Consider the following 25,227-nt stretch of genomic DNA (forward strand, 5'->3'; position numbering starts at 1 on the left):
CTGTCCCCTGTTATCCCTCAAGCGTCTCACCCCGCAGGAAATCTTCCACGGCGGCAAGGTCTGCGTCGGGATGAATGTATGCCTGTCCGATGCCGCGGGCGAGGATCAGCGGCACTTTCCCGCCGCTGGCCTTCTTGTCCTGCTGCATCAGGCGGACGAGTTCACTGGCCGTGTACGCCCCGCCCTGCCGGCCGGGAATGGCCGCCTGCAGGCCGGAAGCTTCCAGCATATGTTTCACGCGCGCGGCATCTTCCGGCGGCGTGATGCCTGTTGCGGCGCCATAACGGAAGGCGAGCGCCATGCCGATGGAGACCGCCTCGCCATGCAGGAGGTCCGGCCGGTAATTGTTCGCCGCTTCCAGCGCATGTCCGAATGTGTGGCCGAGATTCAGGAGGGCACGTACGCCCTTTTCCGTTTCGTCCTCTGCCACGATGGCGGCCTTCGCCCGGCAGCTGACGGCGACCGCATAAGTGATGGCGTCTGCTTCCAGAGCCAGCACGCGAGAACCATTCGCTTCCAGCCAGTCGAAAAAGGCTGGGTCATTGATCAGGCCGTATTTCACGATCTCGGCATAGCCTGCGCGCAGCTCCCGTGCCGGCAGTGTCGCGAGCAGCTCTGTGTCGGCGATCACGAGGCGCGGCTGGTAGAAGGCGCCGATGAGGTTCTTCCCGCGCGGGCTGTTCACGGCCGTCTTTCCGCCAACGGAAGAATCGACCTGCGCCAGCAGCGTCGTCGGTACCTGCACAAAGCCCATGCCGCGCTTCATCAGGCTGGCCGAGAGGCCGGCGATGTCCCCGATCACGCCTCCGCCGAGCGCGACCAGCATGTCGGACCGGTCTGCGCCGCCTTCCAGCAGCCAGTCGAGAATGGCTTCGAGATTGGAAAAGCTCTTGGTCTTCTCGCCCGGCGTCAGTGCCAGCCAGCTGGACGTGATGCCGGAGGCTGAGAGCACCGCCTCGACACGCGCCCGGTGCGCCGCCTCGACATGCTCATCGGTCAGCACGAAGACACGCTTCTGCTTCAGCATCGGCACAAGGCGCGGACCAAGCTCAGCCAGCGCGCCATGACCCACAAGGATATCGTAGGACCGGGCGCCGAGATCGACAGACACGGTTTCCAGTTCGGGGGCAGTCACGCTCATTCGGGTTTCCAGGTCTTCAGGGCCTTCAGGATGGCATTCACCGTATTCGTGTGCGGACCGTCCTTGGATTTCACCACCAGGTCGGCCTGCGAATAGATCGGTGTCCGCTCTGCCAGCAAATTGGTCAGCACGTTCTTCGCATCACCCCGCTGCAGGAGGGGGCGTGTATCGCGCTTCTGGACGCGCTTCCACAGGGTTTCGAGATCGGCGTTCAGCCAGACGGTCACGGCATGTTGCCGCATCATCGCGCGCGTCTCGTCATTGAGGTAAGCCCCTCCCCCGGTGGCCAGCACATGCGGCGGCATCGCCAGCAGGCGTTTCAGCACCTGTTGCTCGCCGCGCCGGAAATCGGCTTCGCCATGCAGGGCAAAGATATCGGAGATCGACAGGCCCGCCGCCTTCTCGATTTCGGTATCGCTGTCATAGAACGGCCGGCCGAGCTTTTCCGCCAGCCGCCGGCCAACCGTCGACTTGCCCGCGCCCATCAGGCCGACGAGCGCAATTGTGCGCGACTCATAAGGCAGAGCCGCCGGTTTTTCTTGCGCTGGACTGTCGCTGTCAGATGGCATTCTGGACTTTCATGGCCGGTTCGGTTCATTTCCTATAGAGACGGTAAGGCCTTCGCAATTGGTGAAGGTGGGCCGCAAAAGACCGAATACAACCCAGAGGTGTGATCTCATGCGTAAATTCCTGATCCTGCTTGGCGTTTTGGCGGTGATTGGGCTGGCAGGCCTGTGGTGGCTGGGCACCAAGGCAGAGCAAGGCAAACCGGCACCAGGCGAAATCCGGATCGAGGTTGAAGATGTGGTCTAGACGGGCCCTTGCAGGCGCGGCGCTGGCCACACTCCTGAGTTGTCCCGCCTCCGCGCAGATCGAGGACAGCTGGCTCGAACAGGTCGATCCCTGGGGAATCAGTTACCTCGGCGAGGATGAACCGGCCCTGCCAACGCGCATGTGGCGCGGCGCGCGCGGCGAAGACCTGCTCGCGCTGATGCAGGAGGCCCGCACCAAAGGCCTCAGCCCCGCAGAACAGATTCTGATGCGCCGCCTCGTCCTCTCTGGCGGGCGTGCCCCGGAAGGCGAGGAAGGCAATGCCCTTCTGGCCGAGCGGGCACGTATTGCCTTTGAACTTGGCGAAGCGGCCGCCGCAGCTGGACAGTTTGCGGAACTGAAAGCGCCCCCGCCCGGCGTCGATGCCGCCGCCATGGCCGCAGACCTGAACCTTGTGCTCGGCAATGAAGCGACCGCCTGCGAAGCGCTGAACACGCCGAATCCGGAAAGCGAATATTGGCCCCGCCTGCGCGCCGTGTGCGCTGCACTTGCAGGCAACACGTCCGGCGCCGAACTCGCGATGGAGATGGCACAGGCGCAGGGCATCGAAGACAACTGGCTGGCAAGCGCCATCTTCGCCATGTCGGGTGTCGCGCCAACACCGCCCAAAGCCAAATTCGACAGCGGGATCGGCTTTGTCATGTCGAACCGCGCCTTTCTGGAAGTGACACCAGACGCCGTCCCCGCAGACCGGGCCGACATCGCCGCCGCCATGGCACGGCGCAAGCTGACGCCTCCGGATGTGCGGGTCAAAGCCGCCCAGATTGCCGCCGAAGCCGGCCTGATCGACCGCGAAGCGTTCCGCATCGCCTATAATTCCGCCCTCGCCGCTGATGGTTTCAATCCGCGTACCCTGCTGAGCGAAGCCATGTTCGCCGCCGCAGACGGCACCAGCACAGATGCCGACACAACAGAGGCCATCGCCACCGCCCTGATCGAAGCGGAAGAAAACCCTGCCCATTTCGCCGCCACCGCCAGCCTGCTGCGCGCCGGCATGGCGAAACTGCCGCTTGGCCCCGACACAGAAGACACGGCCTTCCTGTTCGCTCGCGCCAACATCGCTGCCGGCGAGTTCGACGAAGCGATCCGCTGGGTCACGCCACCAGAACCAGAGCCGGAACCTGCCGCCCCCGAACCGACGCTTGAAGAGATCGGCCCCGCCCCTGAAGATGCGACGGTAAGCGGCCCGGCGAACCTTCTGGTCCCGACCGGCATCACGATCGAAACCGGCGGACCGGTGGACGATACCGATGCGGAAGGGCCTTCAGACACTCTCCTCGCAGTGGACGAAATCCCGCTGGAGGAGGAAGCGCCTGTTGCAGAGCCGCCGACTTTCGAGGCTGCCTGGGTTGGCGCGCTGGTCATTCTTGCAGATGCCGACGCTGGCAAGGCCGCCATTGAGGCCGCTGCGGATCAGCTGATCGCGGCCGCACAGAATGAAGACAAGGCCGAAGCCGCTGCGCGCATGTTCGCGCTGTGGGCGGCAGCCGGAACAGCCCCGCCTTCGGAGGCGCGTACGTTCCTGTCCATCTACAGCCCGGTGGATGAGTCTTCATCTGCCCCCGGCGATGCGATTGCCATCTGGGCGGCGGCACGGTCCGGTACGGCTGCTGAAGTCGTTTTGCGGACCGTGTCCCTGACGAATGGCGATGCTTCCGAACTCGGCCTCGCGGATCTCACCCTGATCCTCGCCGCGCTTGAAGATATCGGTGCGGAAGATGCTGCGCGCCTGCTGGCGCTGGAAGCGACCGGATACTGGAAAGAAACGCCCTGATCCGAACTCCGGCTTGATCTCTGCCGAAAAAGGCAGATGCTGTGCCACAATTGGAAGGCCCGACTGAGAGGCCCGAGGGAGGAATTCATGAAATACCTGGGACAGGCCAGTTTGGCCGCCTTGATGCTGGCGGCTGCCTGCACAGCCCCGCAGGACACCGCAACCGCGCCGGAAACATCCGCAAGCACACCGGAAACCCTTGCCGAGACCACACCGGCCGAAGCCGCACCCCCTGCCCCGGCAGGCCGCGTCGCCCTGTTCGGCGACCTGCACGTCCACACCGGCCAGTCCTTCGACGCCTTCATTTCCTCCGTCCGCGCGACACCGGACGATGCCTACCGCTTTGCCAAGGGCGAGAAGATCACCACAGACGGCGGCTATGATGTGCAGCTGAACGGCCCGCTCGATTTCCTGGCCGTGACCGATCATGGCGAATACATGGGCATCATGCCGGCCATGGCGACGCCCGGCACGGCCCTCTCCCAGACGGACTTCGCAAAGACCGTATTCGGACCGGATGCCGAGAACCCCGCCCAATCCTTCCAGAATGTCGGCCTGACCATCGTCTCCGGGGACGAGATCGAGGAGATCTATGACCGGGACGTGATCGATTCGGCCTGGCAGCGCGCCATCGATGCGGCCGAGCGCCATTACGAACCCGGCAAGTTCACGACTTTCGCCGGTTACGAATTCACTGCCATGACGGCCGTCGAGGAGTCGAAGATCCCGGCCGCGGCAAACCTGCACCGGAATGTGATCTTCCGCGGTGAAGCGCCGGAGCGCCTGTTCTCCACACTCGATTCGCCGAACCCGGAGGATCTCTGGTCCTGGATGGACGCCCAGCGCACAGACGGCCGGGACGTCATGTCCATCCCGCACAATTCCAACGCCTCAAATGGCGAGATGTTTGCCTCCGAAACCTATGAGGGCGGCGAGCTGACGGCGGACTATGCGGTCACGCGCATGCGCAACGAGCCTGTGATCGAAATCACGCAGATCAAGGGCACGTCCGAAGTTCACCCCTCCCTCTCGCCGAATGACGAATGGGCGAATTTCGAACTCTACGAGACCTTCATCGGCAGCGCAGCGAAATCCTCGCCGCACATTGGGGACTATGCCCGCAACGCGCTCGCCCGTGGCCTCGGCCTCGCCGATACGAAAGGCTTCAACCCGTTCAAATTCGGCTTTATCGGGTCCAGCGACACGCATATCGGCGCCGGGCCATTCATCGAGGAAAAGTTCTGGGGCAAGTTTCCGGCCGATGGCGCAGATCCCGCAGCCCGCCATTCCATCCCGCCAAATGGCGCGCAGACCTGGGACGCGACCGAAGTCGAAGCCTCCATTCCCGCCGATGGCGTGATGGTACCGAACATGCGCCGCCTCCTGGCTGCCAGACAATACAGCGCCTCGGGCCTCGCTGGTGTGTGGGCGGATGAAAACACGCGCGAAGCCATCTTCGATGCCATCCGCCGCAAGGAAACCTTCGGCACGTCCGGCCCGCGCCTGAAGGCCCGCATGTTCGCAAGCTTCGATTTTGATGAGGCAATCCTGTCCGATCCGGAGCTTGTCGCCAGTGCATACGAGACAGGTGTGCCGCAGGGCGGCATGCTGTCCGGCTCAGGCGCCGCACCGAAGATCCTCGCCTGGGCCATGCGCGATCCGGACTCCTATCCCCTGCAGCGCGTGCAGGTCGTGAAGGTCTGGACCGACGCGGACGGCACGGCGCACGAGGCCGTCTATGATGCGGCCTGCTCCGGCGGCGCCCTGCCCGATCCGGAGACCCATCGGTGTCCGGACAATGGCGCCAGCGTGAACCTCGCCGACTGCTCCACAGATGACGGTACGGGTGTAGGCGAGATGAAAGCCCTCTGGGCGGACCCGGATTTCGACGCGGCCCGGCGCTCAGCCTACTATGTCCGTGTGCTGGAAAACCCATCCTGCCGCTGGTCCAGCTGGGATGCCGCCCGCAACGGGACGCCGCCCAATCCGGACATGCCGTCCACCATTCAGGAACGCGCCTGGACGAGCCCCGTCTGGTACAATCCTGAAGGCTGAACCAACCGGCTGAAGCGCAGGCTGAAAGGCCTGTGCTTCCCGCCGGGGCTTTGTTCACTCCCTTTCAACCTGCCCATGCCAGACTGGGCAAATGTCTGATCGCGCGCGTATCGAAGCCTTTCTTGAAATGATGTCCGCCGAGCGGGGCGCCTCGCCCAATACGCTCGACGCCTATGGCCGCGACCTGCTGGACGCCTCGGAATATTGCGGCGGCAAGCTGGAAACCGCCGGCGCGCGGGACCTTGCCGGATGGCTGGCAGACCTCGCCGCGCGCGGCATGGCGCCATCGTCTCAGGCCCGCAAACTCTCTGCCGTGCGCCGCTTCTTCCGCTTCCTGTTCGAAGAGGGCGACCGCAAGGACGACCCGACCGCAAAGCTGGACGGGCCGAAACCCAGCCGCGATGTGCCGGATGTGCTGTCGCGTGAGGAAATGGCCCGGCTGATCGACACCTGCGGAGAAGACCTGCGGCTGAAGGCGCTGGTTGAGCTGCTCTATGGCGCGGGCCTGCGTGTGTCGGAACTTGTCTCGCTGACGCTCGGCTCCCTCCCCCGCCGCAAGGGCGAGCGCTGGGTGACAAGGGACGTGATCATCCGCGGTAAGGGCGGCAAGGAACGGCTCTGCCCGCTCGGCGGCCCGGCGCTGGCAGCTCTCTCCGACTGGCTGGCCGTGCGCGAAGAGCACCTTCCAAAGAACAGCCTCGCCCGGACACGTGCGGAGAAGTTCGTCTTTCCCTCGCGCGGAAAGGAAGGCCATCTGACGCGCCGTCGCCTCGGCCAGTTGCTGGAAGAGCTGGCCATCATGGCCGGCATAAGGCCAAACCGGGTACACCCTCACGCCCTGCGCCATGCCTATGCGACCCACCTCCTGATGGGCGGCGCAGACCTGCGCAGCGTGCAGACCCTGCTCGGCCACGCCGACATCGCCACGACGCAGATCTACACCCACGTCCTGACGGACGAACTGGCCGAACTCCTCGAAACCGCCCACCCGCTGGCCCGTAACGGCTAAACTCGCTTGCGATCAGGCGGCTGTGGGACAATATTGCCGACAACAGATGTGGAGAGTCCCCATGGGCCCCTTGATGAAAGCGATCATTCCGGCAGCGCTGCTCACTGAGATCGCCGCCATTGTCTTCTTCACGGCCACCTGGGCCATCCTTGCAGAGATGCATTTCGGATCGTCGGTGATCCTCGGTGGGGAAGCCGTGACGGCAATCGGCGTGGTCGCCATTGGTATCGCCGTGTTCCGCCGCGCCATCCGCTCCGAAAAGCGCATGGCAGCTGGCGAAACGGCTGCCGACGCCTGATCGGCGTCAGCCCTCCAAGAACCTAGATCTCGATTGCGTCCGATCCGCGGGTCTGGACCCAGAAGGCGTGGATGACGCCCGGGAGCCAGCCAATCAATGTGAGAAGCACATTGAGCAGAAGCTGCGTACCGATCCCTTCCTTCAGTGCCACAGGCACGGGCGGGAACAGGATGGTGAGCAGGATCATCAGAATGGACATGATTTTACCTTTCTCGTCAGCTGGTCGCCCATAACAACGCCTGATCGCGCGCGGCGTTCCATCAGCCGGTATCGCGGCCAAATGGCGATTTGACGCGCTGCACCATTGGGCCTAGGCGTATCGGCAAAAGTCAGGGGCAGAGAACATGTCACAGAAAACACCGCGCAATTTCTTCAAGCCGCTCGCCATCGGCGCGCCAGAGCCGATGCGGGACCTTCCCGTCAAGCTGGAGCGGATGATCCATTTCGTGCCGCCGCACCTCGACAAGGTGCGCGCCAAAGTGCCCGACATGGCCCCCGGGGTAGACGTGATCCTCGCCAACCTGGAAGACGCGATCCCGGCCGATGCCAAGGATGCGGCCCGTGCCGGCGCCATCGAAATGGCGAACTTGTACGACTGGCAGGGCAAGGGCACAGGCTTCTGGAGCCGCGTGAACCCGCTGAATTCCCCCTGGTTCCAGGAAGACGTTTCCCAGCTCGTGCTTAAAGCCGGCCACCAGCTCGACGTGATCATGCTGCCGAAGGTCGAAGGCCCTTGGGACATTCACTTCGCTGACCAGTATGTCGCCCAGCTGGAAGCCAAGGCGGGCCTCACCCGCCCGATCCTGTTCCACGCGATCCTCGAAACCGCGCAGGGCATGGCGCTGGTCGAGGAGATCGCCCTCGCCTCCCCGCGCATGCAGGGCATCAGCCTCGGCCCGGCAGACCTTGCCGCAGACCGCAAGATGAAGACGACCCGCGTCGGCGGCGGCCACCCCTTCTACCGCGTGATCGAGGATCCGAAGGATGACGGCAGCGACCGCGCCTCCGCCCAGCAGGACCCGTGGCACTACACGATCGCCCGTATGGTCGACGCCTGCCGCATGGCCGGCATCAATGCCTTCTATGGTCCGTTCGGCGACATTGCTGACCTCGACGCCTGCGAACAGCAATTCCGCAACGCCTTCCTGCTCGGCTGCTCCGGCACATGGAGCCTGCACCCGAACCAGATCGCCATCGCCAAGCGCGTGTTCAGCCCCGATCCGGACGAAGTGAAATTTGCCCGCAAGATCCTGGCCGCCATGCCGGACGGCACGGGCGTCGCCATGATCGACGGCAAGATGCAGGACGACGCCACCTGGAAACAGGCCAAGGTGATCGCCGACCTCGCAGACCTCGTGGCCGCGAAAGATCCGGATCTCGCCGCCGCTTATTCAGGATGACCGGGACTCCGGATTCGGCCGTTCGCGCGCTGCTCGCCGAACTTGTGCCGACCTCCCCCAGCGCCGCGCCAGGTCAGAACATGCTGCCTCCGGATACACGCCGTGATGTCGGCGGGACGCCCCTATGGCGTGCACATGATGGTCCGGCCACGTTGTTTGTGCATGGCTGGAACGACACCCACCGCATCTGGCGGCAGTACGCACAGGACTTCCTCATCAATTCGCGTCCCATCCTGCTGATGGACCTGCCGGCTCATGGCGCATCCAAAGCCACAGAGTATGGCGGTGAAGCGGCCGGAAGGTCGGTTCTCGACGTCTGTACCGCCGAAGCCCCGATCGACACGATCATCGCCCACTCCTTTGGCTGCATAGCGACAGCCAACGCGCTGAAGAACGGCGCAAAGGCTGATTATGTGGTCCTGATCGCACCCCCTGTCCTCGGCTGGGCCGAAGCCAAACGCCGGGAGGGCACCGATCCTGCGGTTCTGGAACGCGCGCTCGAATATGTTCGCGCAGCCGGCGGTGGAGAGCTGGAGCCATTCGACTTTGCGGATGCGCTCGCAGGCTATGATGGCAAGCTGCTCTTCATCGGCTCTGAGGCAGATACTGGCTGTCCGCTGGACGAGATCACCCGCGTCGCCGCAAGCCTCCCCAACAGCGAAGTTCACGGTGTCGGAGACCTAAGCCACCGCGACCTTTGCCTCGCCCCCGACATTCTCGCGAAAATCCTGTCCTTCCTCGGCTATACCTGACGGCCCTGAGCCGGGTGGGCAGGAATCGGCGCAGCCGCAATGGCGATTGCGAAACCCTTCACCCGATCCCCTTCGCAGCTGTCTTGCCGCGCTGCCATACACCGCCTACTCTCCGACTCAGGAGGACACATCTCATGCCCAATCACCTGATCCCGATCACGGGCTACAGCCCGCACCTGCAGCGCTGGTTCGACTGGATGGAAAGCGACCATTCGCCGGAGGGCCTGTCCGGCCAGCTGGCCGACAATGTCGTCTTTCGCAGCCCGGTTGTGCACACGCCGCAGGAAGGCAAGCCCATCACGATGGCCTATCTCACCGCGGCCGGCGAAACGCTGGGCGGGGACACGTTCCGCTATGTCCGCGCCTTCGATTGCGGCGACAAGGCCGTGCTGGAATTCGAGTGCGTGATGGACGGCATCCAGGTGAACGGCGTCGACATGATCGAGTGGAACGATGCTGGCCAGATCATCGATTTCAAAGTGATGGTCCGCCCACTGAAGGCGATCCAGACCGTGCATGCCGCCATGGGCGCCATGCTTGCCAAGATGAAGGCCGGCGCGTGAACCCACCCACATTGACGACAGACCGGCTGATTCTTCGTCCTTTCGAGGAAGCCGACTACCCGCACGCCGTCGCCATGTGGGGCGATGCCGATGTTGTCCGTTATATTGGCGGGGTCACGCGCAGCCCGCAGGATGTCTGGTTCGCCTGCGTCCGCGGCCGCGGCATGTGGGACATCAAAGGCTATGGCAACTGGTCGGTGATCGACCGGGAGACCGGTGCTTATCTCGGCGAGTCCGGCTTTGCCGATTTCATGCGGGGCATCCAGCCGGACCTGTCCCAATGGCCTGAGGCTGGCTGGGCCTTCGCCCGCGCCTCCTGGGGCCGGGGCATCGGCAGCGAAGCCGTGAGCCTGATGCACACATGGCTGGACGAGACCCATCCGGGGAAAAGCGTCTGCATCATCGATGAAGACAATGTCGGCTCCCGCCGGGTCGCGGAGAAAGCCGGGTACATGCTGTGGACGATGTCAAAGCTGCGCGACCATCCGGTCACGGTCTATCATCGCGGCGCTTAGCTCGCCTTGCGGGTCGTATTGGCACGGTTGTCCCAGCCGCGAAGCAGCTCAAGGAACCCTTCCTGCGGCAGGCCCGGAGAGTAGAGGAAGCCCTGCGCCATGGAGCATCCGCGGCGCGACAGGAACTCTGCCTGACGCTCGGTCTCGACGCCTTCGGCAACCGTCTTCAGGCCCAGCGTTTCCGCCATGGCCAGGATCATCTCGACAATGGCCGGCGTCTGGCGATCCGCGTCGAGCGCGGAAACGAACTGGCGGTCGATCTTGAACACATCGAACGGCAGCTGGGTCAGCATCGACAGGTTCGAATGGCCCGTACCGAAATCGTCGAGCGCCAGTTTCACACCCAGCGCGCGCAGCGGGCGCATCACGCGGTCCACCTTGGTCGGGTCGGAGACGGCCATGCTTTCCGTGATCTCGAGTTCCAGCCGCGCAGGCGGCAGGCCCGTGCGTTTCAGCACTTCGAGCACCAGATTTGTCAGGTCCACCGTCATGAACTGGCGCGGCGAGACGTTCACCGCGACGGAGACGTCGAAGCCTTCCTTCATCCAGACCACGGCGCATTCGCAGGCCGATTCGAGGATCTGTTCGCCAATCTGGTTGACGAGGCCCGTTTCCTCCGCCAGCGGAATAAAGGCGGCCGGGGAAATGATCTTGCCATTTGCGCGCTGCCAGCGGGCCAGCGCCTCGCAGCCGACGATCTTTCCGGTGGCGAAATCGACCTTCGGCTGGAACACGGCCTTGAACTCGCGAGCAGCGACGGCCTCGCGCAGTTCCGCTTCCAGCATGTACTTGCCGCGGGCGACCCGGTTCAGGCGCGGAGAGAAGTAACGGAAGCCGGAGGCCGATTCCTGGCGCACCTGCTGGAGCGCGAGATCCGCATGGCGAAACAGCTTCTGGGCCGAATCCGCATCTTCCGGCGCCATGACGATCCCGCCGGACATCCCGACACTGACGGACTGGCCGTTGATCTCGAAGGGCTGGGCAAAGGCAACGCGAATGGCGCGCGCGATGTTCGAGACATTTTCCCGCGTGATCGCATTCGGCAGGAAGATCGCGAACTGGTCATTATGAAGCGCGGCGATCATCGAGCCTTCGAGGCTGGAAGCAACCGGCGCTTCAAGGCGGGACATGCAGCCGGTCAGGCGCTCCCCCACTGATTTCAGGAGCGAGTTCGTTGCAAGGCTGCCGAGCCGTTCGGCGGCGCGGCCGAACTGGTCGAGATCCAGCAGGAAAAAGGCGGCCGGCGAATCGAAGGAGGCGAACGGCAGCTTGCGCTCGATTTCGGCTTCCAGCGCGATCATGTTCGGCAGGCCGGTCTGCTGGTCGACATAGGCGATATTGGCAAGACGCTCGTTTTCACGGCGCAGATGGCTGACGCGGCGTGTCACCGCAACGCGCAGGCGGCGCAGTTCCTTGAACATGACCGATTCCACGCCGCGCGGCCGCATCGACGTCGTATCGTCCAGATAGGCGAGAAATCTCTGCAGAACCTGCTGGAAAGACCGGGCGAGCAGGAAGGAGGCCCCTGCCCCGCACGTAATGGAGATCAGCAGAAGGCCCAGGACAACTTCGGGAGGGGAGGCCATATCGTTCCAGGCATGTCCGCCGAACACCACACGATAGGTCTGTTCGAGGACAGTCACTGCGCCAAAGACCAGAACAGCCGCTATCGCGCCGACAAAAGCGGCGAATGCCGGCAGCGTCATGGAGCCGAAAAACCGGCGTATCTGCGACAGTTTGCGCAAAGGTACCTCGCCTCGGCACACCACAGGGCGTGCTTTCCCGGGCGCACATTCCTCCAATATGTTTAGAAATCAGTGAACAAGATGCGCTAGCTGTAGCGCGATCTACACACTATATCGGCAGCCATGACCCAGAACCGCACCGCAACCGTCAGCCGCAAGACCAAGGAAACGGACATTTCCGTCACCCTGGACCTCGACGGCACTGGAAAATCCGACATCCAGACCGGGATCGGCTTTTTCGATCACATGCTGGAAAGCTTCTCCAAGCATTCGGCCATCGACCTGACCGTGCGCTGCGACGGCGACCTGCACATCGACATGCACCACAGTGTCGAGGATACCGGCATCGTCATCGGCCAGGCCATCCTTAAGGCGCTCGGCGATTTTGCCGGGATCACCCGTTTCGGCACGGCCTATATCCCAATGGACGAAACGCTGAGCCGGGCAAGCCTCGATCTCTGCAAACGCCCCTATCTGGTGTGGAAAGTACAGTTCACGCGCGACAAGATCGGCGAGATGGACACAGAGCTCTTCAAGGAGTTCTTCCACGCCCTCGCCGGCAATGGCGGCATGTGCCTGCACGTGGAGAACCTCTACGGCGAGAATTGCCACCACATCGCCGAAAGCTGCTTCAAGGCCACGGCCCGCGCCCTGCGCGCCGCCGTCACGGTCGACCCGAAACTCGGCGGCAAGCCGGCCAGCACCAAGGGCAGCCTGTAGAGCTTAAGCCCAGGTCGCTAATTGACCATGGCGTTGCTGACTTCGTCTTCAGAGAAGATCTCACTCAACAGCGGAGCCAGCAATTCCGACCCCCGGACACTTAGGTGGTCATCGTCTTTGTATAACGGATACCCATCTTTCGTTCCCCAGCATCGCCCTGCTGAGCAGAGATAAGGGACCGGGTCGAGTGTTGTGATGTTGCACTTCTGAGCAGCTTCTTCCAACATTTCAAAAACAAATTGGTTCCGCGCTTCGTATTCATCGAGACTGATGGAAATTGCGGTGTCACTCACTCCAAACCGCCGCCGATGAGCCAGGACCGTTGGAATGTCCACCCCCATCTCGGGAATCGGCCGCAATACATACGTTTTGCGGCGAGACGAAATTTCACAAAGCGATTCGATCTGACGTGCACGAAATTCCTGGCGAATTGCATCGCTGGAGAGCGTGGAATTGCCATCAAACTCGACGAGGGGGTGCCCAGGGCTGGATTTGGTTTCGTTCATCCCGAACAGATAGCTGGACGTTCTCGTCGAGACGAGAACGGGGAGATCCGGATCCATGGCGGCTTCCTCTCCCATGGCCCAGTCCACAAAATCCGTACAACGGAACTCAAAATCGGTTCGCTCAGCACCGCGCACCAATGCACACCCGATTGTAATCAGTGTCGTGACATTTAGATTGGCATTGGGAAGAGCCGATTGGGCTGCCGGTACAACAGCCAACCCGTGACTGTCTCCCATGAGAATAAGCCCGGGGGTTTCGCCACCGAACGTGCACATCGGTGACGGGATCTCCGCTGGCCTCAGGCACTCTCTGCTCCGGACATGCATTTCCGTTGCAAGAATTGACTGAATTTGGGGCGACAGCTCTCGTACGCCAATGAAGTCAACGTACCTTACCACAAATCCAGCGCAGGCGGGCACGCTCACAACAACCGCCATGACGGCCAAACCGGCAATGATAGGCCCCCTGCCGATGCGCGATCGTGTGGTCTGCTCTATGTACTTATAGGACAGCATGGACAGAAAAATCGTCAGAACCAGACCGCAACAGATCCACACGTAGGAATGGGCTTCCCCAATATATTCCAGTGCGACCACAATCGGCCAATGCCAGAGATAAAGCGAATAAGAGGTGTTCCCGAAAAATTGGGCTATCGGAGTATTGGTCCACAGAGAATCTTGTCTATTGGCCCAAAGAATCAGGACCGCGCCGAGCACCGGAAGCACGGCCCTGTACCCGGGCCATTGAGTCTCTGGGTGCGGAATAAATATGGCCAGCAGAACCAATACGAAGCCCAGCCCCTCCACCATGGAGGCCCGGCGTTCAGGTGCCGGAATCCAGGTGCGGAAGAGAAATACCATGCCACCCGCCAGCATTTCCCAAGCCCGCGTATGCAAACTGTAGAAAGCGAGTTCAGCATCCCGTTGTGTCTCGAAAACAGAGGCGGCGAATGAGAGCGTCGCAACAACCACAAAAGCGGCGGCAAGGAATTTTCTGTTCGGCCGCAAACGCCATGCGAACAGGATCAGGATGGGAAGGATCAGATAGAATTGCCACTCGACTGACAAAGACCAGCTGTGAAGCAGCCACCGGGGCGTCTCTGGCTCGGCAAAATATCCGCCTACCCCTTCATAACTATGCCAATACTTATAGTTTGAAAGAAACAGCATGGCGAAGAGCACTTCCGAACCCAAAGATCGGAACTCTTCAAGACTAAACGTGCTCCATCCCATTATCAGAAGAGCGATTGCAACGACCGCCAACGCCGGAATGATACGCTTCGCTCTGGCGAGATAAAATCCCAGAACAGAAAAGCCTCCGCCACCAGAACGCCGCTCCACGCCTTCCACGATAATCTGCGTCATCAGGTAGCCTGAGATGACGAAGAAGATGTCGACACCGACGAAGCCACTGGCGAAACCTGCCACACCAAAATGGTAGAGGATGACCGCCACAACGGCCCAGGCTCTCAGCCCATTGATATCGTGCCGAAACTTAAGCGAGTTTCGGGGTGGCACACCTTGCATCGATAAACACTGCTCTTGCTGGGATTCGTACAGAAAGATGATCGCCTAGCAATTTTTGTGCCCGTTTAGCGGGATTTAGTATCTCCTTAAAGGTGATTTGCACTCACGAAGTCGCCGAGGGCTCTCCGTTTCAGAGCGGATACCGGCCATGCTGGCCGTACTCAGATTGAAAAGCCGATCGCAGTCAGCGCGCCGCGCAGAGGCCCCTTACTTGCGGTAATCGAGCGGCGGGTCGCGGTCACCCAGCAGCGAGCGGTACTGATAGTCCGGGCCGCGCTTTTCATCGAATTCCTTGCGAGCTGCTTCGCGCAGCTTCGGGTTCGTGAAGAGCTCAATCGCCGCCAGCGTCAGCGTCTTGGCCGCCACCTGCGTGCCCTTGTGGCCGATGGACGTGCCGGAGGCTGCGACCGCCTGCCAGGAGTGGGCCGGCGTGCCGGGCACCCAGGTCGCGGTGTTGAGGCCCACGGTCGGCACGGCATAGGACACATCGCCCACATCGGTGGAGCCATAGCCAAGCGAAACCTCATAGGGCTGCACTTCCGATTCCGAGCCAAGCGGCAGGGTCGGCGTGGTCAGCGTTTCGTAGATCGCCGCAGCGAAGGCCTGCTCTTCCTCGTTATAGGTGACCCCGCCGACTTCGCGGAGTTTCTCATCCATCATCTTGGCCAGCGTCTCATTCACCAGAAGCGGATTGTTGCCGTGGATGATTTCCCAGTCGACGGTCGTGCCCGTGCCCATCGCAGCGCCTTTGGCGGCGGCCTCAAGGCGTGGCCAGATCTCCTCGACGCCATCGGCGGACGGGTGGCGGACATAGTAGAAGACTTCGGCAAAGTCCGGCACCACGTTCGGGGCCGAGCCGCCGGAGGTGATGACGTAGTGGATGCGCGCTTCCTGCGGAATGTGCTCGTGCATCATGTTGGCCATCATGTTGAACGCCTCAACCCCGTCGAGCGCCGAGCGGCCTTTTTCAGGTGCACCCGCCGCATGGGCGGAGAGACCATGGAAGCGGAACTTGGCCGAGCGGTTGGCCAGCGTCGTGCGCGCGGCGGCGGAGTTGCGGTCCCCCGCATGCCAGTGCAGCGCGATGTCGACATCCTCGAACAGGCCCGCGCGGACCATGTAGACCTTGCCGCTGCCACCCTCTTCCGCCGGCGTGCCATAGAGCCGGATGCGGCCCGGTGTGCCGGTCTCTTCCAGCCAGTCCTTGATGGCAATGGCAGCCGTGGTGGAGCCGGCCGCGAAAAGGTTGTGGCCGCAGGCATGGCCCGCGCCCATGCCGTCACGCTCTTCCCGGTCCGGGCTGGCGGTCTGGTTGATGCCCGGCAGCGCGTCGAACTCGGCGAGGATGGCGATGACGGGGCCGCCCGTGCCGTATTCAGCCACGAATGCCGTCGGGATGCCGGCGACGCCTGCCTCGATGTCGAAACCTTCGACTTTCAAGGTTTGTTGAAGAAGCCCGGAGGATTTTTCCTCCTGATAGCCGACCTCCGCCCATTCCCAGATCTGGTCCGACAGGCTGCTGGAAAGCTCCGCCTTTTCTTCCACCTGCTCGATCAGTTGCGCGTCGCGGCTGTCTGGCCAGGCCGGGCCGGTGATGCAGGCCGCGAGGAGCGCGGTGGAAAGAAGCGGCAGGATGGGGCGCATGGGGCGTACTCCGGTTTTGGTCTCGAATCTGGCGCGGACATTGGGACAGGCATGCCCCCCGCACAAGGAAAACCGGGCGACCGCGCTGTCAGATGGAGCCTTCGCGCTCGATCACGAGCACACGTGCCTCCCCGATGGGATGGGCCACATGCTCGTCCCCCTTCCCGGCGACGAACATGTCCCCCGGCGCCAGCTGGACGATCTTTTCCTGCCCGCGCTCGCGATAGTGCATGTCGACCACCCCCTGCAGCACGACGAAGACCTCTTCGCCGTCATTGACGTGCCATTCATAGGGCTGGTCGGTCCAATGCAGGCGCACACTCGCCCCATCGATACGGGCGATATCGCGCGCGCCCCAGGCGCGGTCGGCCCGGAAACTCTTCGCATCCTGTATGATTTCCGGCATGGATACCCTCAAGTGCAATACTGGCAGCAGCGCGAGCCTAGCCTGCTTTCTCACAGGGAAGAACCACGCCCGTGACACGAAATGCCTTTTCCTATGCCCCCTGCCCCGCTAACACGCGCGCATGACACAGGTCGCGCTGATCGATTACGGCTCCGGTAACCTCCACTCGGCCGAACGGGCCCTGCGGGAGGCGGCGGCGCTGGCGGGGACGAGCCACGAGATTATCGTGACCGATTCCCCCGATGCCATCCTCGAAGCCACCCGCATCGTCCTGCCCGGCGTCGGCCATTTCGCTGACTGCGCGGCGGGCCTGCGCGCCCGGGAGGGCGTGGTGGATGCGCTGAACGAGGCGGTGCTGAAACAGGCCAAGCCCTTCTTCGGCATCTGCGTCGGCATGCAGCTGATGGCGACCGCAGGCCTCGAGGACGGCTACACGCCGGGCCTTGGCTGGATCAAGGGCACGGTCGACATCATCGAGCCGGGCGAAGGCTTCCGCGTGCCGCACATGGGCTGGAACGGCCTCAACTTCACGCGGCTGACGCCTCACCCGGTCTTCGCAGATTTGGGCGACGACCCGCACGTCTATTTCACCCATTCCTATGCGATGAAGCCCGACAACCCGGCCGACATTGCCGCGACGGCCGACTATGGCGGCCAGATCGTGGCGGCGGTGGCCCGGCGCAACATGTTCGGCACGCAGTTCCACCCGGAGAAGAGCCAGAAGACCGGGCTCAAGATCCTCTCCAACTTCCTGCAATGGGCGCCCTGACACCGAAATGACCTTTACCCTCTACCCCGCCATCGACCTGAAAGACGGCCAGTGCGTGCGCCTGCTGCGCGGCGAGATGGACCAGGCGACCGTCTTTTCCGACAGCCCGGCGGCGCAGGCGAAATCCTTCCGCGAGGCCGGCTTCACCCATCTTCATGTCGTTGACCTGAATGGCGCCTTCGAGGGCAAGGCCGTGAACCGCGCGGCGGTCGAGGCGATCCTGAAGGCCACCGATGCGCCGGTCCAGCTCGGCGGCGGCATCCGCACGCGGGCGCAGATCGATGCCTGGCTGGAGGCCGGCATTTCCCGCGTCATCCTCGGCACCGTGGCCCTGCGCGATCCGGAACTGGTGAAAGAGGCCGCCCGCGCCCTGCCCGGCAAGATCGTCGTCGGCATCGATGCGAAGAATGGCATGGTGGCGGTCGAAGGCTGGGCCGAGACCAGCGACATGAAGGCGACAGACCTTGCGAAAGCCTTCGAAGGCTGCGGCGTCGCCGCCATCGTCGCGACGGACATCGGCCGCGACGGCCTGAAGACCGGCGTCAATGTTCCGTTTACGGCAGAGCTCGCCAACACCGTCTCCATCCCCGTCATCGCCTCCGGCGGTGTCGCCAGCGTCGACGACATCCGTGCCCTGATGGCGGCCGATGCGCCGATTGCGGGATCTATCCTCGGCCGCGCGCTTTATGACAGGGATATTGATCCGAGTGAGGCGATTCAAGTTTCGCTTGAGTAGTCGGGCGTAAAGACCACAGCATTCATTTCCCGCAAAGGGAGAAATTGGTCGCAATGCGTATGTGTTGTTGTAGGCTGAGCCCTCGATTTTGATTTTGTGAGACCTGTCATGGCCCCGAAAAGAGCAGCGAAGCCCAAGTCGAAGGCTCCAGTTTGCGGCATTATGATGCCAATTTCGGAAATTGATGGCCTCTCTGCGCTTCATTGGGCTGATGTTCGGGCTATTCTGGAAGAAGTCGCTAAAGAAGCCGGCTTTTCGCCCCGGATGGTTAGCGAGTCTGACGAAGTAAATGTCATCCACAAGAGTATCGTAGAAAATCTTTATACCGATGATGTTGCGATATGCGATGTTAGCGGATTGAATCCGAATGTAATGTTCGAACTTGGAATGCGTTTAGCATTCGATAAACCAACGGTTCTGATTAAGGACGATGAAACGGCCTTTTCGTTCGACACGATGCCCATTCATCACATCAAGTATAGGCGTGACTTGCGTTTTCAAAGCATGCGCATCTTTATGGACGAATTGAAGGAAAAGCTTGTAGCCACTTACGAAGCTTATTCGAATGACCCCGATCACGCTTCTTTCCTGAAAAGCTTTGGTCCACTCAAATTACCTTCGATGCAAACTGAGACTGTTGGAATCGACGAGTATTTGATCGACCAGATGAATTCTATCCAGTCGAGCATTGCCAACCTCTCTCGGAAAGTGTCAGCGCTTGATGAAGCAAGAATTCAGAATCCGCTTATTGACTCTGCTACCCTAAACGCGCTGTCCGGGGTCAATATCAGAACTAGCAGTGATTTTTTTCCCTCTTCTGGAGGACTGAATGCTTTGGCGGGATATCCTTCCACTGAAGGCAATGCCTTTGCACCTCCCAAGAAGAAATAGCTGATAGTAGCCTATTGATCGAAGACTCACCCCCGCAACAACCGCTCGTAAAACCCGCCCCATTGGCGGCCCGGTTCCACGAGGTGGGCTTCGAGAATCCAGTAGCGTTTGCGGCCGAGATGGTCGGGCGTGTTCAGCGGCTGGGGGTTGTCCGGCCAGAGGCGCTGGTGGGCATGTTCCAGCGGCCAGGTGGCGTGCGGGAATTCCCCCACGGTGTGCCCGGCGATCTTGCCACCGAAATGATACCCGCGAGCCTCCGCCGCGCGGCAGGCAAAGTCATAAACCTCCGCCCCCGTTACATCCGGCTTTGACAGCGTGAATTCGCGCATTTCCTCGAACACTTCGGGCAGCGCCGCCACCAGCGCATGGCGGGCCGGGTCCTGCCCCATGGCATAGGTGCGGCCAACGTCGGCCTCCGCCTCTTCGAAGACGGGGCCCATGTCGATATAGACGGTATCCTCCGGCCCGATGGTCACCTCGTCCGGCATGTCCGAGAAGATGCAGGTCGTGTTCGGCCCGGCGCGCACGAGGCGCTGGTGCCAGTTGCGCTTTATCCCGAACTGCTCTGCCGCGATGGTTTCGATGTCGCGGTCCACCTCCCCTTCGGTGCGGCCCGGTTTCATGATGCCCGCGGCCTCAATCGCGTCCAGCAGCGCGAAGGCGCGCTCCTCCGCGTCGACCATCCTTGCCCAGCGGGCGGCTTCGTTCTCGTTCGAATTTTCCATGCCCAAGGCCTAACGGGCTTAGCGGAGGTGTCAAACAACCTGCCAATCGGGGCGCTCTACATGGTGTATACATGGTCTATTCACGGTGTTTACACGGTGGTGCGCCCCTGAAGGGGGTGTTGGATAAGGTGTGGGACAGATCGCAGCTTTGCGGGGGCGGCTTTCCCGGTTAAAGCCATGCGCATGAGCCTCAAGACCCGCATCATCCCCTGCCTCGACGTGAAAGACGGGCGCACCGTCAAAGGCGTCAACTTCGTGGACCTGAAAGATGCGGGCGACCCCGTCGCGCTGGCCAAGGCCTATGACGCCCAGGGCGCCGACGAGCTCTGTTTCCTCGATATCACGGCCAGCCACGAAGGCCGCGGCACCCTGCTCGACATCGTCTCCGCCACGGCAGAACAGTGCTTCATGCCCCTGACTGTGGGCGGCGGCGTGCGCAGCGCGGACGACCTCGTCGCGCTCCTGCGGGCCGGGGCCGACAAGGTGGCGATCAATTCCGCTGCCGTCGCAGATCCCTCGGTCATCTCCCGCTGCGCCGCCAAGGCCGGGCGCCAGGCGGTGGTCGTCGCCATCGATGCGCGGCGCGTCAATGACGAGGAAGGCGGCCACTGGGAGATCTTCACCCATGGCGGCCGCACGGCCACCGGCATCGACGCGGTGGCGTTCGCAAAGGAAGCCGAAAAGTGCGGCGCGGGCGAAATCCTGCTGACCAGCATGGACAAGGACGGCACCAAATCCGGCTATGACATCCCGCTGCTGAAAGCGATCACATCTGTTGTAAACATTCCGGTTGTGGCCAGCGGCGGCGCCGGCAGCGTGGACGATATGCCGGCGGCCGTGCTGGACGGCGGGGCGAGCGCCGTGCTCGCCGCTTCGATCTTCCATTTCGGTGAAGCGACCGTGGCAGACGCCCGGCGCGCGCTGCACGCCGCCGGAGCGCCCGTCCGCCCGTTCTAGGCTTTATTCCGCGAAGACGGGTTTCCGCTTCTGCATTTCGGCCATCACCGCTTCCATCTGGTTGGGCGTGCGGATGACCTTCAGCTGTTCGGTGCTTTCCAGCATCAGGAGGTCTGCGTCCGATAGCTCCGCCATCGCATTGCAGAGCGTTTTGGCGCCGCGCATCGCGGCCGGGTGCTTGTTGGCGATGATCTTCGCCAGCGCCATCGCATCCTCATGCGGCGTCTCGGAGACGTGCGTGGCAAAGCCCATCTCGTGGGCTTCGCGGCCGTTGAACTCCCGGTTCGTATAGGTCAGCTCGCGGATCACATCGTCGCGCGCATTGCCCCGCCACAGCGGGAAACCGGCCATGTCGGGCACCAGGCCCCACTTCATCTCCATGATCGCACAGCGCGTGTCCGGATGGATGAAGCGCACGTCCGCGCCGGACAGGATCTGGAACCCGCCGCCAAAGGCCACGCCGTGTGCTGCAGCAATCACTGGCACTTCCAGCTTCCGCCAGCCCCAGGCGACATATTGGGCGAGGTTCGCATCGCCGAAGGCCCGCGTGGCAAGGTCGCCCGTTGCGCCGCCCTTTTTCTTCTCGCCATCGCCGGAGGAGTTGCCCGACATGCTGGACAGGTCGAGGCCTGCGCAGAAGGCGCGTCCCTCCCCCGACAGCACGACGCAGCGCAGGCCCTTGGTGCCGTGCAGCTCCTCGATCGTGTCAGCCAGCGCCTGGAACTGGGCAGGGTCGAGCGCATTCATCTTGTCGGTGCGCACCATGCGGACATCGGCGATGCCATCTTCAAGATGCGTGATCGTCACCCGGTCGTTCATCTGGAATCCTCCTCGTTTGGGCCTAAAAGTGCCGCGGCGGGCGCCTGCGTCAAGCGGGCAGGCTTCCTCCCCTCGCGGAAGGAGAGTATGGAGGCCCCATGTCTATTCTCGGATCTGCCGACCGTCTCGCCGAAGCCCTCGCCCATCTGGGCATGACCATCGATACGCGCGCCGAAACCGGCGACGCCGGCACGTCCTGGACGGCGAAGCTGCTGTCGAAAGGCGTCGGCGCCTGCGCGGATAAGGCGGAGGAAGAAGCCGGCGAATTCATCCAGGCCCTGCGCGAAGAAAGCAATGAACGCGTCGCCAGCGAAGCCGCCGACATGCTCTATCACGCCCTTGTTGCGCTGCGTGTGCGCGGCGTCAGCCTGGATGATGTGGCAGCGGCGCTGGAGAAACGCCAGGGCACGAGCGGGATTGCAGAAAAGGCGAGCCGTAAGGGCTGAGCGTCAGAGCTTTCGCTCCAGATAGATCACTTCCTTTTCGCCGGGTACGAAGGCCTGGCCGCCGACCTCTTCGAAACCGAGCCGCTTATGAAAGCGCAGCGAACCCGGATTAGGCGGCAGGCGATTCACTTCGCAACCGACCGCATCGTACTTCCCAGTGCAGGCGGCAAAGGCCGCTTCGTAGAGCGCCTCGCCGATCCGCTGGCCGCGGGCGGATTCATTAATGGCGATCCGGTCGACATAGTTGACGTTACCGCCGCGCGCCTCGAACCAGCGGAGGTTCGGGCTGGTATAGGCGGCGGTGCCCGGCGGAACGAGATTGAGGAAGCCCACCGGCCGGCCGTCTCCTCCCACCGCAACGAGGCATTCCGAGAGTGACAGCCATCTGGCCAGGTCTTCGGGTGTTTCGCGGCTGACGCCCGGCACCCCCTGCTCGTTGATCGCGTGCAGGGCCGGCAGGTCTGCGGGCGCATAGGCCCGGATTGTGATCATGAAATCTCTTTCGGCGGCTTCAGGCGGCGCTTCGTCTGGTGGCTGTCGGCCTTGTCACCAGTCGGCTTTTCGCCGCGCATATAGTGGCGCTGCCAGCGCTCTTTCATTGCGCTCTCTTCGCCCTCGCCGAGGCGTTTGTTGAAGTCGGCCCGGCTTTCTGTCCAGGCATTGTATTCCTTCACCAGCTCTTCGTTGGAGCGAAGCAGCTTCCGCTCCGGCTGGATCTCTTCCAGCTTCTTGTGCTCCATCAGCGTGATGAAGGCGAAAGGCTCGCCCTTTTCGAAGATCACGCTGCCCTTGCGGGTCATCTGCCAGTTCATCGTGAACGGGAACGGCAGCCAGTCGGTCTCAACCAGGCCCGTCAGCGGATAGATGCCGTCCTTCGGCCAGTTCGGCGGGCCGGTGACCCAGACGCCCCAGCCTGGCGGCGTGCGGAACAGGTGGCCCGTGTGGAAGGTAACGATGCCGCGCGCGAAATGCGCCCCGGCAAAGCTTTCGATGGCGCGCGGGTCGCCACGGGTCAGCAGGCGGATGTCCTCATTGCGCGGGCCGCCATTCCACTCGATCTTGATGTCCATCGGCGCCAGTAATTCCCAGCCCGTGGAGTTCGCCATGGTGAGCGGCAGGCAGCGATAGGGATGACGGTCCGTGAAGGCATCCATCCAGTCGCGATTTGACCGGGCGGGCACCAGATCCGGCGCGACATCATAGATTTTGTAGCAATCAAGAAACATCGGGGAGGCTCAGCGCTTGACGGAGGCCACAAGTCTTGGCCCAAAGGGCCCCATGACGGCAACCCCCGACGATCTGTTCGCCTATCTCGATACGCTGGGCATCGCGCACTCCACGCAGTGGCACGAAGCCGTGTTCACCGTCGACCAGAGCACCGAAGTCAAACGCACCGTGCCCGGCGGGCATACAAAGAACCTCTTTCTGAGGGACAAGGACGACAACATCATCCTGATCGCGGCGGAGGCGCACTCACAGCTTAAGCTGAACAAGCTGCACAAGCTTATTGGAACGAAGCGGCTGTCCTTCGGTTCGCCGGACCTGATGGAAGAGCTGCTTGGTGTGACCCCCGGTTCGGTCACCGCGTTTGCCCTGATGAACGATACCGAAGGCCGCGTGCGGTTTCTGGTCGATGCGGCGCTCATGGAACATGACCCGGTCAATTTCCACCCGCTGACCAATACCGGCACGACCACGGTCTCAAAGGCGGATTTCGAAAAATTCGTCCGCGCCACCGAACACGGCTTTGAAGTGATCGACTTCACGCAGCTTTTGACTGACGCTGAGTAAGCCCGTCGGGCGCTTCACGAATTTGTTCGCGTTCGCCTCTGGTCATGCCGTTTCTGGCCGCTAGTGTCGCCGCAACAAGACAGGGAGAACGCCAACATGCAACACCGCCGCCTCGGCCGAAGCGCCATTTATGTATCCGATATCTGTATGGGCACGATGACATTCGGTTCCCAGACCGATGAAACCGAATCCCTGCGTATCCTCGATGCGAGCTTCGATGCCGGGATCAATTTCTACGACACGGCCGAAAACTATCCCGTGCCGCCGGACACGAAGTGGGCCGGACGTACGGAAGAAATCGTCGGCAAATGGCTGAAAACCAAGGATCGGGATTCCATCATCCTCGCCACCAAGGTGTGCGGGCCCTCCCATGGCTGGATCAAGGGCAGCCAGCGCGCCGGCATGACGGCGCTTGACCGCCACAACATTACCAAAGCCATCGAGGACAGCCTCACCCGTCTCGGAACGGACTATGTGGATCTCTACCAGACCCACTGGCCGGACCACGGCACGGCCTATGACGAAACCATGGAAACGCTGGACGATCTGGTCCAGGCCGGGAAGGTGCGCATCGTCGGCTGTTCCAATGAGGACGCCTGGGGCCTGATGAAAAGCCTCGAAGCCTCCAGCCGTCTTGGCACGGTACGCTATGAGACCATCCAGAACAATTTCAGCCTGAACAATCGTCGCTTCGAGGACGCGCTCTCGAAGGTCTGCGTAAAAGAAGGCGTCAGCCTGATCCCCTACTCCCCGATCGGCGGCGGTGTCCTCTCCGGCAAATATCAGGACGGGGCTCGCCCGGAAGGCGCGCGCTTCTCCCGTTATCTGGAAATCGGTGGCCGTCAGGCAGCGATGGCCCACCGCTTCGTGAACGAGAAATCGCTCGCCTCTACTGCCCGGTTCATGGAGATCGCAAAAGAGGCCGGCATCAACGTCGTTACGCTCGCCACGGCGTGGTCGAAGCAGCACAAATTCGTGGCTTCCACCATCGTCGGCGTCTCAAAGTTCGACCAGCTGGACGACATCTTCGCCGCAGCTGACTTGACCTTGTCAGACGATGTGATGAAAGCCTGTGACGCGGTGACGAAGGACATCCAGTACCCGATGGGCTGACACCGCCACAAATTGAAACCCCCGTTCGCATTTCACCGCGAACGGGGGTTGCCCCAAGTGCCCACCTTAGCTGGGTGAGTTTATTCAGGCGACG

At 62.3% G+C, this 25,227-nt stretch carries 28 protein-coding genes; 17 read left to right on the plus strand and 11 right to left on the minus strand.

Features of this window, described 5'->3' with window-relative positions; all coding sequences use genetic code 11:
* Positions 1 to 10: 10 nt before the first annotated feature.
* Both aroB and R3C98_RS03670 read right to left on the minus strand, forming a co-directional pair.
* Entirely contained in the window at positions 11 to 1,141 is a 1,131-nt protein-coding gene (gene aroB / locus R3C98_RS03665; protein WP_371312764.1) for a 3-dehydroquinate synthase, read from the minus strand.
* Positions 1,138 to 1,710: a shikimate kinase gene (locus R3C98_RS03670; RefSeq protein ID WP_371312765.1), complete on the minus strand. Its 573-nt coding sequence runs from the start codon at positions 1,708 to 1,710 to the stop codon at positions 1,138 to 1,140. The genes aroB and R3C98_RS03670 overlap by 4 nt, the downstream gene beginning before the upstream one ends.
* A 109-nt stretch (positions 1,711 to 1,819) precedes the next feature.
* Here R3C98_RS03670 and R3C98_RS03675 point away from each other — a divergent pair, with 109 nt between their 5' ends.
* From R3C98_RS03675 to R3C98_RS03695, 5 genes are all read left to right on the plus strand, one after another.
* On the plus strand, positions 1,820 to 1,954 hold the full coding sequence (locus tag R3C98_RS03675) for a YdgA family protein (protein WP_162177047.1): 135 nt from the start codon (positions 1,820 to 1,822) through the stop codon (positions 1,952 to 1,954).
* Positions 1,944 to 3,746 carry a hypothetical protein gene (locus tag R3C98_RS03680; RefSeq protein WP_371312766.1) on the plus strand — a complete coding sequence of 601 codons (1,803 nt, stop codon included), beginning with the start codon at positions 1,944 to 1,946 and terminating at the stop codon, positions 3,744 to 3,746. Before R3C98_RS03675 ends, R3C98_RS03680 begins: the two co-directional genes overlap by 11 nt.
* 87 nt (positions 3,747 to 3,833) lie before the next feature.
* Positions 3,834 to 5,801, plus strand: a complete 1,968-nt coding sequence (locus R3C98_RS03685) for a DUF3604 domain-containing protein (RefSeq protein ID WP_371312767.1) — start codon at positions 3,834 to 3,836, stop codon at positions 5,799 to 5,801.
* A 91-nt stretch (positions 5,802 to 5,892) separates the two neighbouring features.
* A complete protein-coding gene (locus R3C98_RS03690; protein WP_371312768.1) occupies positions 5,893 to 6,810 on the plus strand; it encodes a tyrosine recombinase in 918 nt (305 codons plus the stop codon).
* Between the two features lie 61 nt (positions 6,811 to 6,871).
* A complete protein-coding gene (locus tag R3C98_RS03695; protein WP_371312769.1) occupies positions 6,872 to 7,108 on the plus strand; it encodes a hypothetical protein in 237 nt (78 codons plus the stop codon).
* 22 nt (positions 7,109 to 7,130) lie between these two features.
* Here R3C98_RS03695 and R3C98_RS03700 read toward each other — a convergent pair whose 3' ends face one another.
* Positions 7,131 to 7,307, minus strand: a complete 177-nt coding sequence (locus R3C98_RS03700; RefSeq protein WP_112074154.1) for a YqaE/Pmp3 family membrane protein — start codon at positions 7,305 to 7,307, stop codon at positions 7,131 to 7,133.
* A 145-nt stretch (positions 7,308 to 7,452) separates the two neighbouring features.
* On the opposite strand from R3C98_RS03700, the gene R3C98_RS03705 reads away from it, so the two are divergent.
* The 4 genes from R3C98_RS03705 to R3C98_RS03720 all read left to right on the plus strand — a co-directional run bounded on the left by R3C98_RS03705 (position 7,453) and on the right by R3C98_RS03720 (position 10,338).
* On the plus strand, positions 7,453 to 8,508 hold the full coding sequence (locus R3C98_RS03705; protein WP_371312770.1) for a CoA ester lyase: 1,056 nt from the start codon (positions 7,453 to 7,455) through the stop codon (positions 8,506 to 8,508).
* A complete protein-coding gene (locus tag R3C98_RS03710) occupies positions 8,505 to 9,260 on the plus strand; it encodes an alpha/beta fold hydrolase (RefSeq protein ID WP_371312771.1) in 756 nt (251 codons plus the stop codon). Before R3C98_RS03705 ends, R3C98_RS03710 begins: the two co-directional genes overlap by 4 nt.
* Before the next feature lie 134 nt (positions 9,261 to 9,394).
* Entirely contained in the window at positions 9,395 to 9,823 is a 429-nt protein-coding gene (locus tag R3C98_RS03715) for a nuclear transport factor 2 family protein (RefSeq protein WP_371312772.1), read from the plus strand.
* Positions 9,820 to 10,338 (plus strand): GNAT family N-acetyltransferase, encoded by a 519-nt coding sequence (locus tag R3C98_RS03720; protein WP_371312773.1) that lies wholly within the window; start codon positions 9,820 to 9,822, stop codon positions 10,336 to 10,338. The genes R3C98_RS03715 and R3C98_RS03720 overlap by 4 nt, the downstream gene beginning before the upstream one ends.
* Here the strand turns inward: R3C98_RS03720 and R3C98_RS03725 are convergent.
* A complete protein-coding gene (locus tag R3C98_RS03725; protein WP_371312774.1) occupies positions 10,335 to 12,083 on the minus strand; it encodes a putative bifunctional diguanylate cyclase/phosphodiesterase in 1,749 nt (582 codons plus the stop codon). The genes R3C98_RS03720 and R3C98_RS03725 overlap by 4 nt on opposite strands.
* Before the next feature lie 123 nt (positions 12,084 to 12,206).
* On the opposite strand from R3C98_RS03725, the gene hisB reads away from it, so the two are divergent.
* On the plus strand, positions 12,207 to 12,803 hold the full coding sequence (gene hisB, locus R3C98_RS03730; RefSeq protein WP_371312775.1) for an imidazoleglycerol-phosphate dehydratase HisB: 597 nt from the start codon (positions 12,207 to 12,209) through the stop codon (positions 12,801 to 12,803).
* Positions 12,804 to 12,820: 17 nt separating this feature from the next.
* Here hisB and R3C98_RS03735 read toward each other — a convergent pair whose 3' ends face one another.
* The 3 genes from R3C98_RS03735 to R3C98_RS03745 form a co-directional block, all read right to left on the minus strand.
* Complete coding sequence (locus tag R3C98_RS03735) at positions 12,821 to 14,836, minus strand: acyltransferase family protein (RefSeq protein ID WP_371312776.1); 2,016 nt, start codon at positions 14,834 to 14,836, stop codon at positions 12,821 to 12,823.
* Positions 14,837 to 15,043: 207 nt separating this feature from the next.
* Positions 15,044 to 16,480 (minus strand): amidohydrolase, encoded by a 1,437-nt coding sequence (locus R3C98_RS03740; protein ID WP_371312777.1) that lies wholly within the window; start codon positions 16,478 to 16,480, stop codon positions 15,044 to 15,046.
* Positions 16,481 to 16,568: 88 nt separating this feature from the next.
* Positions 16,569 to 16,886 carry an AraC family ligand binding domain-containing protein gene (locus tag R3C98_RS03745; protein WP_371312778.1) on the minus strand — a complete coding sequence of 106 codons (318 nt, stop codon included), beginning with the start codon at positions 16,884 to 16,886 and terminating at the stop codon, positions 16,569 to 16,571.
* Positions 16,887 to 17,007: 121 nt separating this feature from the next.
* Between R3C98_RS03745 and hisH the strand changes: the two genes are divergently transcribed.
* The 3 genes from hisH (at position 17,008) to R3C98_RS03760 (ending at position 19,282) form a co-directional block, all read left to right on the plus strand.
* The gene (gene hisH, locus R3C98_RS03750) at positions 17,008 to 17,655 is read left to right on the plus strand and encodes an imidazole glycerol phosphate synthase subunit HisH (RefSeq protein WP_371312779.1); all 648 of its coding nucleotides are present in this window, start codon (positions 17,008 to 17,010) and stop codon (positions 17,653 to 17,655) included.
* A 7-nt stretch (positions 17,656 to 17,662) separates the two neighbouring features.
* Positions 17,663 to 18,391 carry a 1-(5-phosphoribosyl)-5-[(5-phosphoribosylamino)methylideneamino]imidazole-4-carboxamide isomerase gene (gene hisA / locus R3C98_RS03755; protein ID WP_371312780.1) on the plus strand — a complete coding sequence of 243 codons (729 nt, stop codon included), beginning with the start codon at positions 17,663 to 17,665 and terminating at the stop codon, positions 18,389 to 18,391.
* 108 nt (positions 18,392 to 18,499) lie between these two features.
* Positions 18,500 to 19,282, plus strand: a complete 783-nt coding sequence (locus R3C98_RS03760) for a hypothetical protein (protein WP_371312781.1) — start codon at positions 18,500 to 18,502, stop codon at positions 19,280 to 19,282.
* 26 nt (positions 19,283 to 19,308) lie between these two features.
* Here the strand turns inward: R3C98_RS03760 and R3C98_RS03765 are convergent, their stop codons facing one another.
* Positions 19,309 to 20,007 (minus strand): M24 family metallopeptidase, encoded by a 699-nt coding sequence (locus R3C98_RS03765; RefSeq protein WP_371312782.1) that lies wholly within the window; start codon positions 20,005 to 20,007, stop codon positions 19,309 to 19,311.
* Positions 20,008 to 20,190: 183 nt separating this feature from the next.
* On the opposite strand from R3C98_RS03765, the gene hisF reads away from it, so the two are divergent.
* Positions 20,191 to 20,964: an imidazole glycerol phosphate synthase subunit HisF gene (hisF, locus tag R3C98_RS03770; RefSeq protein ID WP_371312783.1), complete on the plus strand. Its 774-nt coding sequence runs from the start codon at positions 20,191 to 20,193 to the stop codon at positions 20,962 to 20,964.
* 3 nt (positions 20,965 to 20,967) lie between these two features.
* Here the strand turns inward: hisF and R3C98_RS03775 are convergent, their stop codons facing one another.
* The gene (locus R3C98_RS03775; protein ID WP_371312784.1) at positions 20,968 to 21,783 is read right to left on the minus strand and encodes a crotonase/enoyl-CoA hydratase family protein; all 816 of its coding nucleotides are present in this window, start codon (positions 21,781 to 21,783) and stop codon (positions 20,968 to 20,970) included.
* Between the two features lie 98 nt (positions 21,784 to 21,881).
* Here R3C98_RS03775 and hisE point away from each other — a divergent pair, with 98 nt between their 5' ends.
* Entirely contained in the window at positions 21,882 to 22,229 is a 348-nt protein-coding gene (gene hisE / locus R3C98_RS03780; protein ID WP_371312785.1) for a phosphoribosyl-ATP diphosphatase, read from the plus strand.
* 3 nt (positions 22,230 to 22,232) lie between these two features.
* On the opposite strand, the gene R3C98_RS03785 is transcribed toward hisE, so the two are convergent.
* Positions 22,233 to 22,721 (minus strand): GNAT family N-acetyltransferase, encoded by a 489-nt coding sequence (locus tag R3C98_RS03785; protein ID WP_371312786.1) that lies wholly within the window; start codon positions 22,719 to 22,721, stop codon positions 22,233 to 22,235.
* Positions 22,718 to 23,455, minus strand: a complete 738-nt coding sequence (locus tag R3C98_RS03790) for a DUF6065 family protein (protein WP_371312787.1) — start codon at positions 23,453 to 23,455, stop codon at positions 22,718 to 22,720. The genes R3C98_RS03785 and R3C98_RS03790 overlap by 4 nt, the downstream gene beginning before the upstream one ends.
* A gap of 52 nt (positions 23,456 to 23,507) precedes the next feature.
* On the opposite strand from R3C98_RS03790, the gene R3C98_RS03795 reads away from it, so the two are divergent.
* Positions 23,508 to 24,020 (plus strand): prolyl-tRNA synthetase associated domain-containing protein, encoded by a 513-nt coding sequence (locus R3C98_RS03795; protein WP_371312788.1) that lies wholly within the window; start codon positions 23,508 to 23,510, stop codon positions 24,018 to 24,020.
* A gap of 96 nt (positions 24,021 to 24,116) precedes the next feature.
* Positions 24,117 to 25,133 carry an aldo/keto reductase gene (locus R3C98_RS03800; RefSeq protein WP_371312789.1) on the plus strand — a complete coding sequence of 339 codons (1,017 nt, stop codon included), beginning with the start codon at positions 24,117 to 24,119 and terminating at the stop codon, positions 25,131 to 25,133.
* Positions 25,134 to 25,227 lie beyond the last annotated feature (94 nt).

The organism is Hyphomonas sp., assembly GCF_041398465.1.
Lineage (GTDB): Bacteria > Pseudomonadota > Alphaproteobacteria > Caulobacterales > Hyphomonadaceae > Hyphomonas.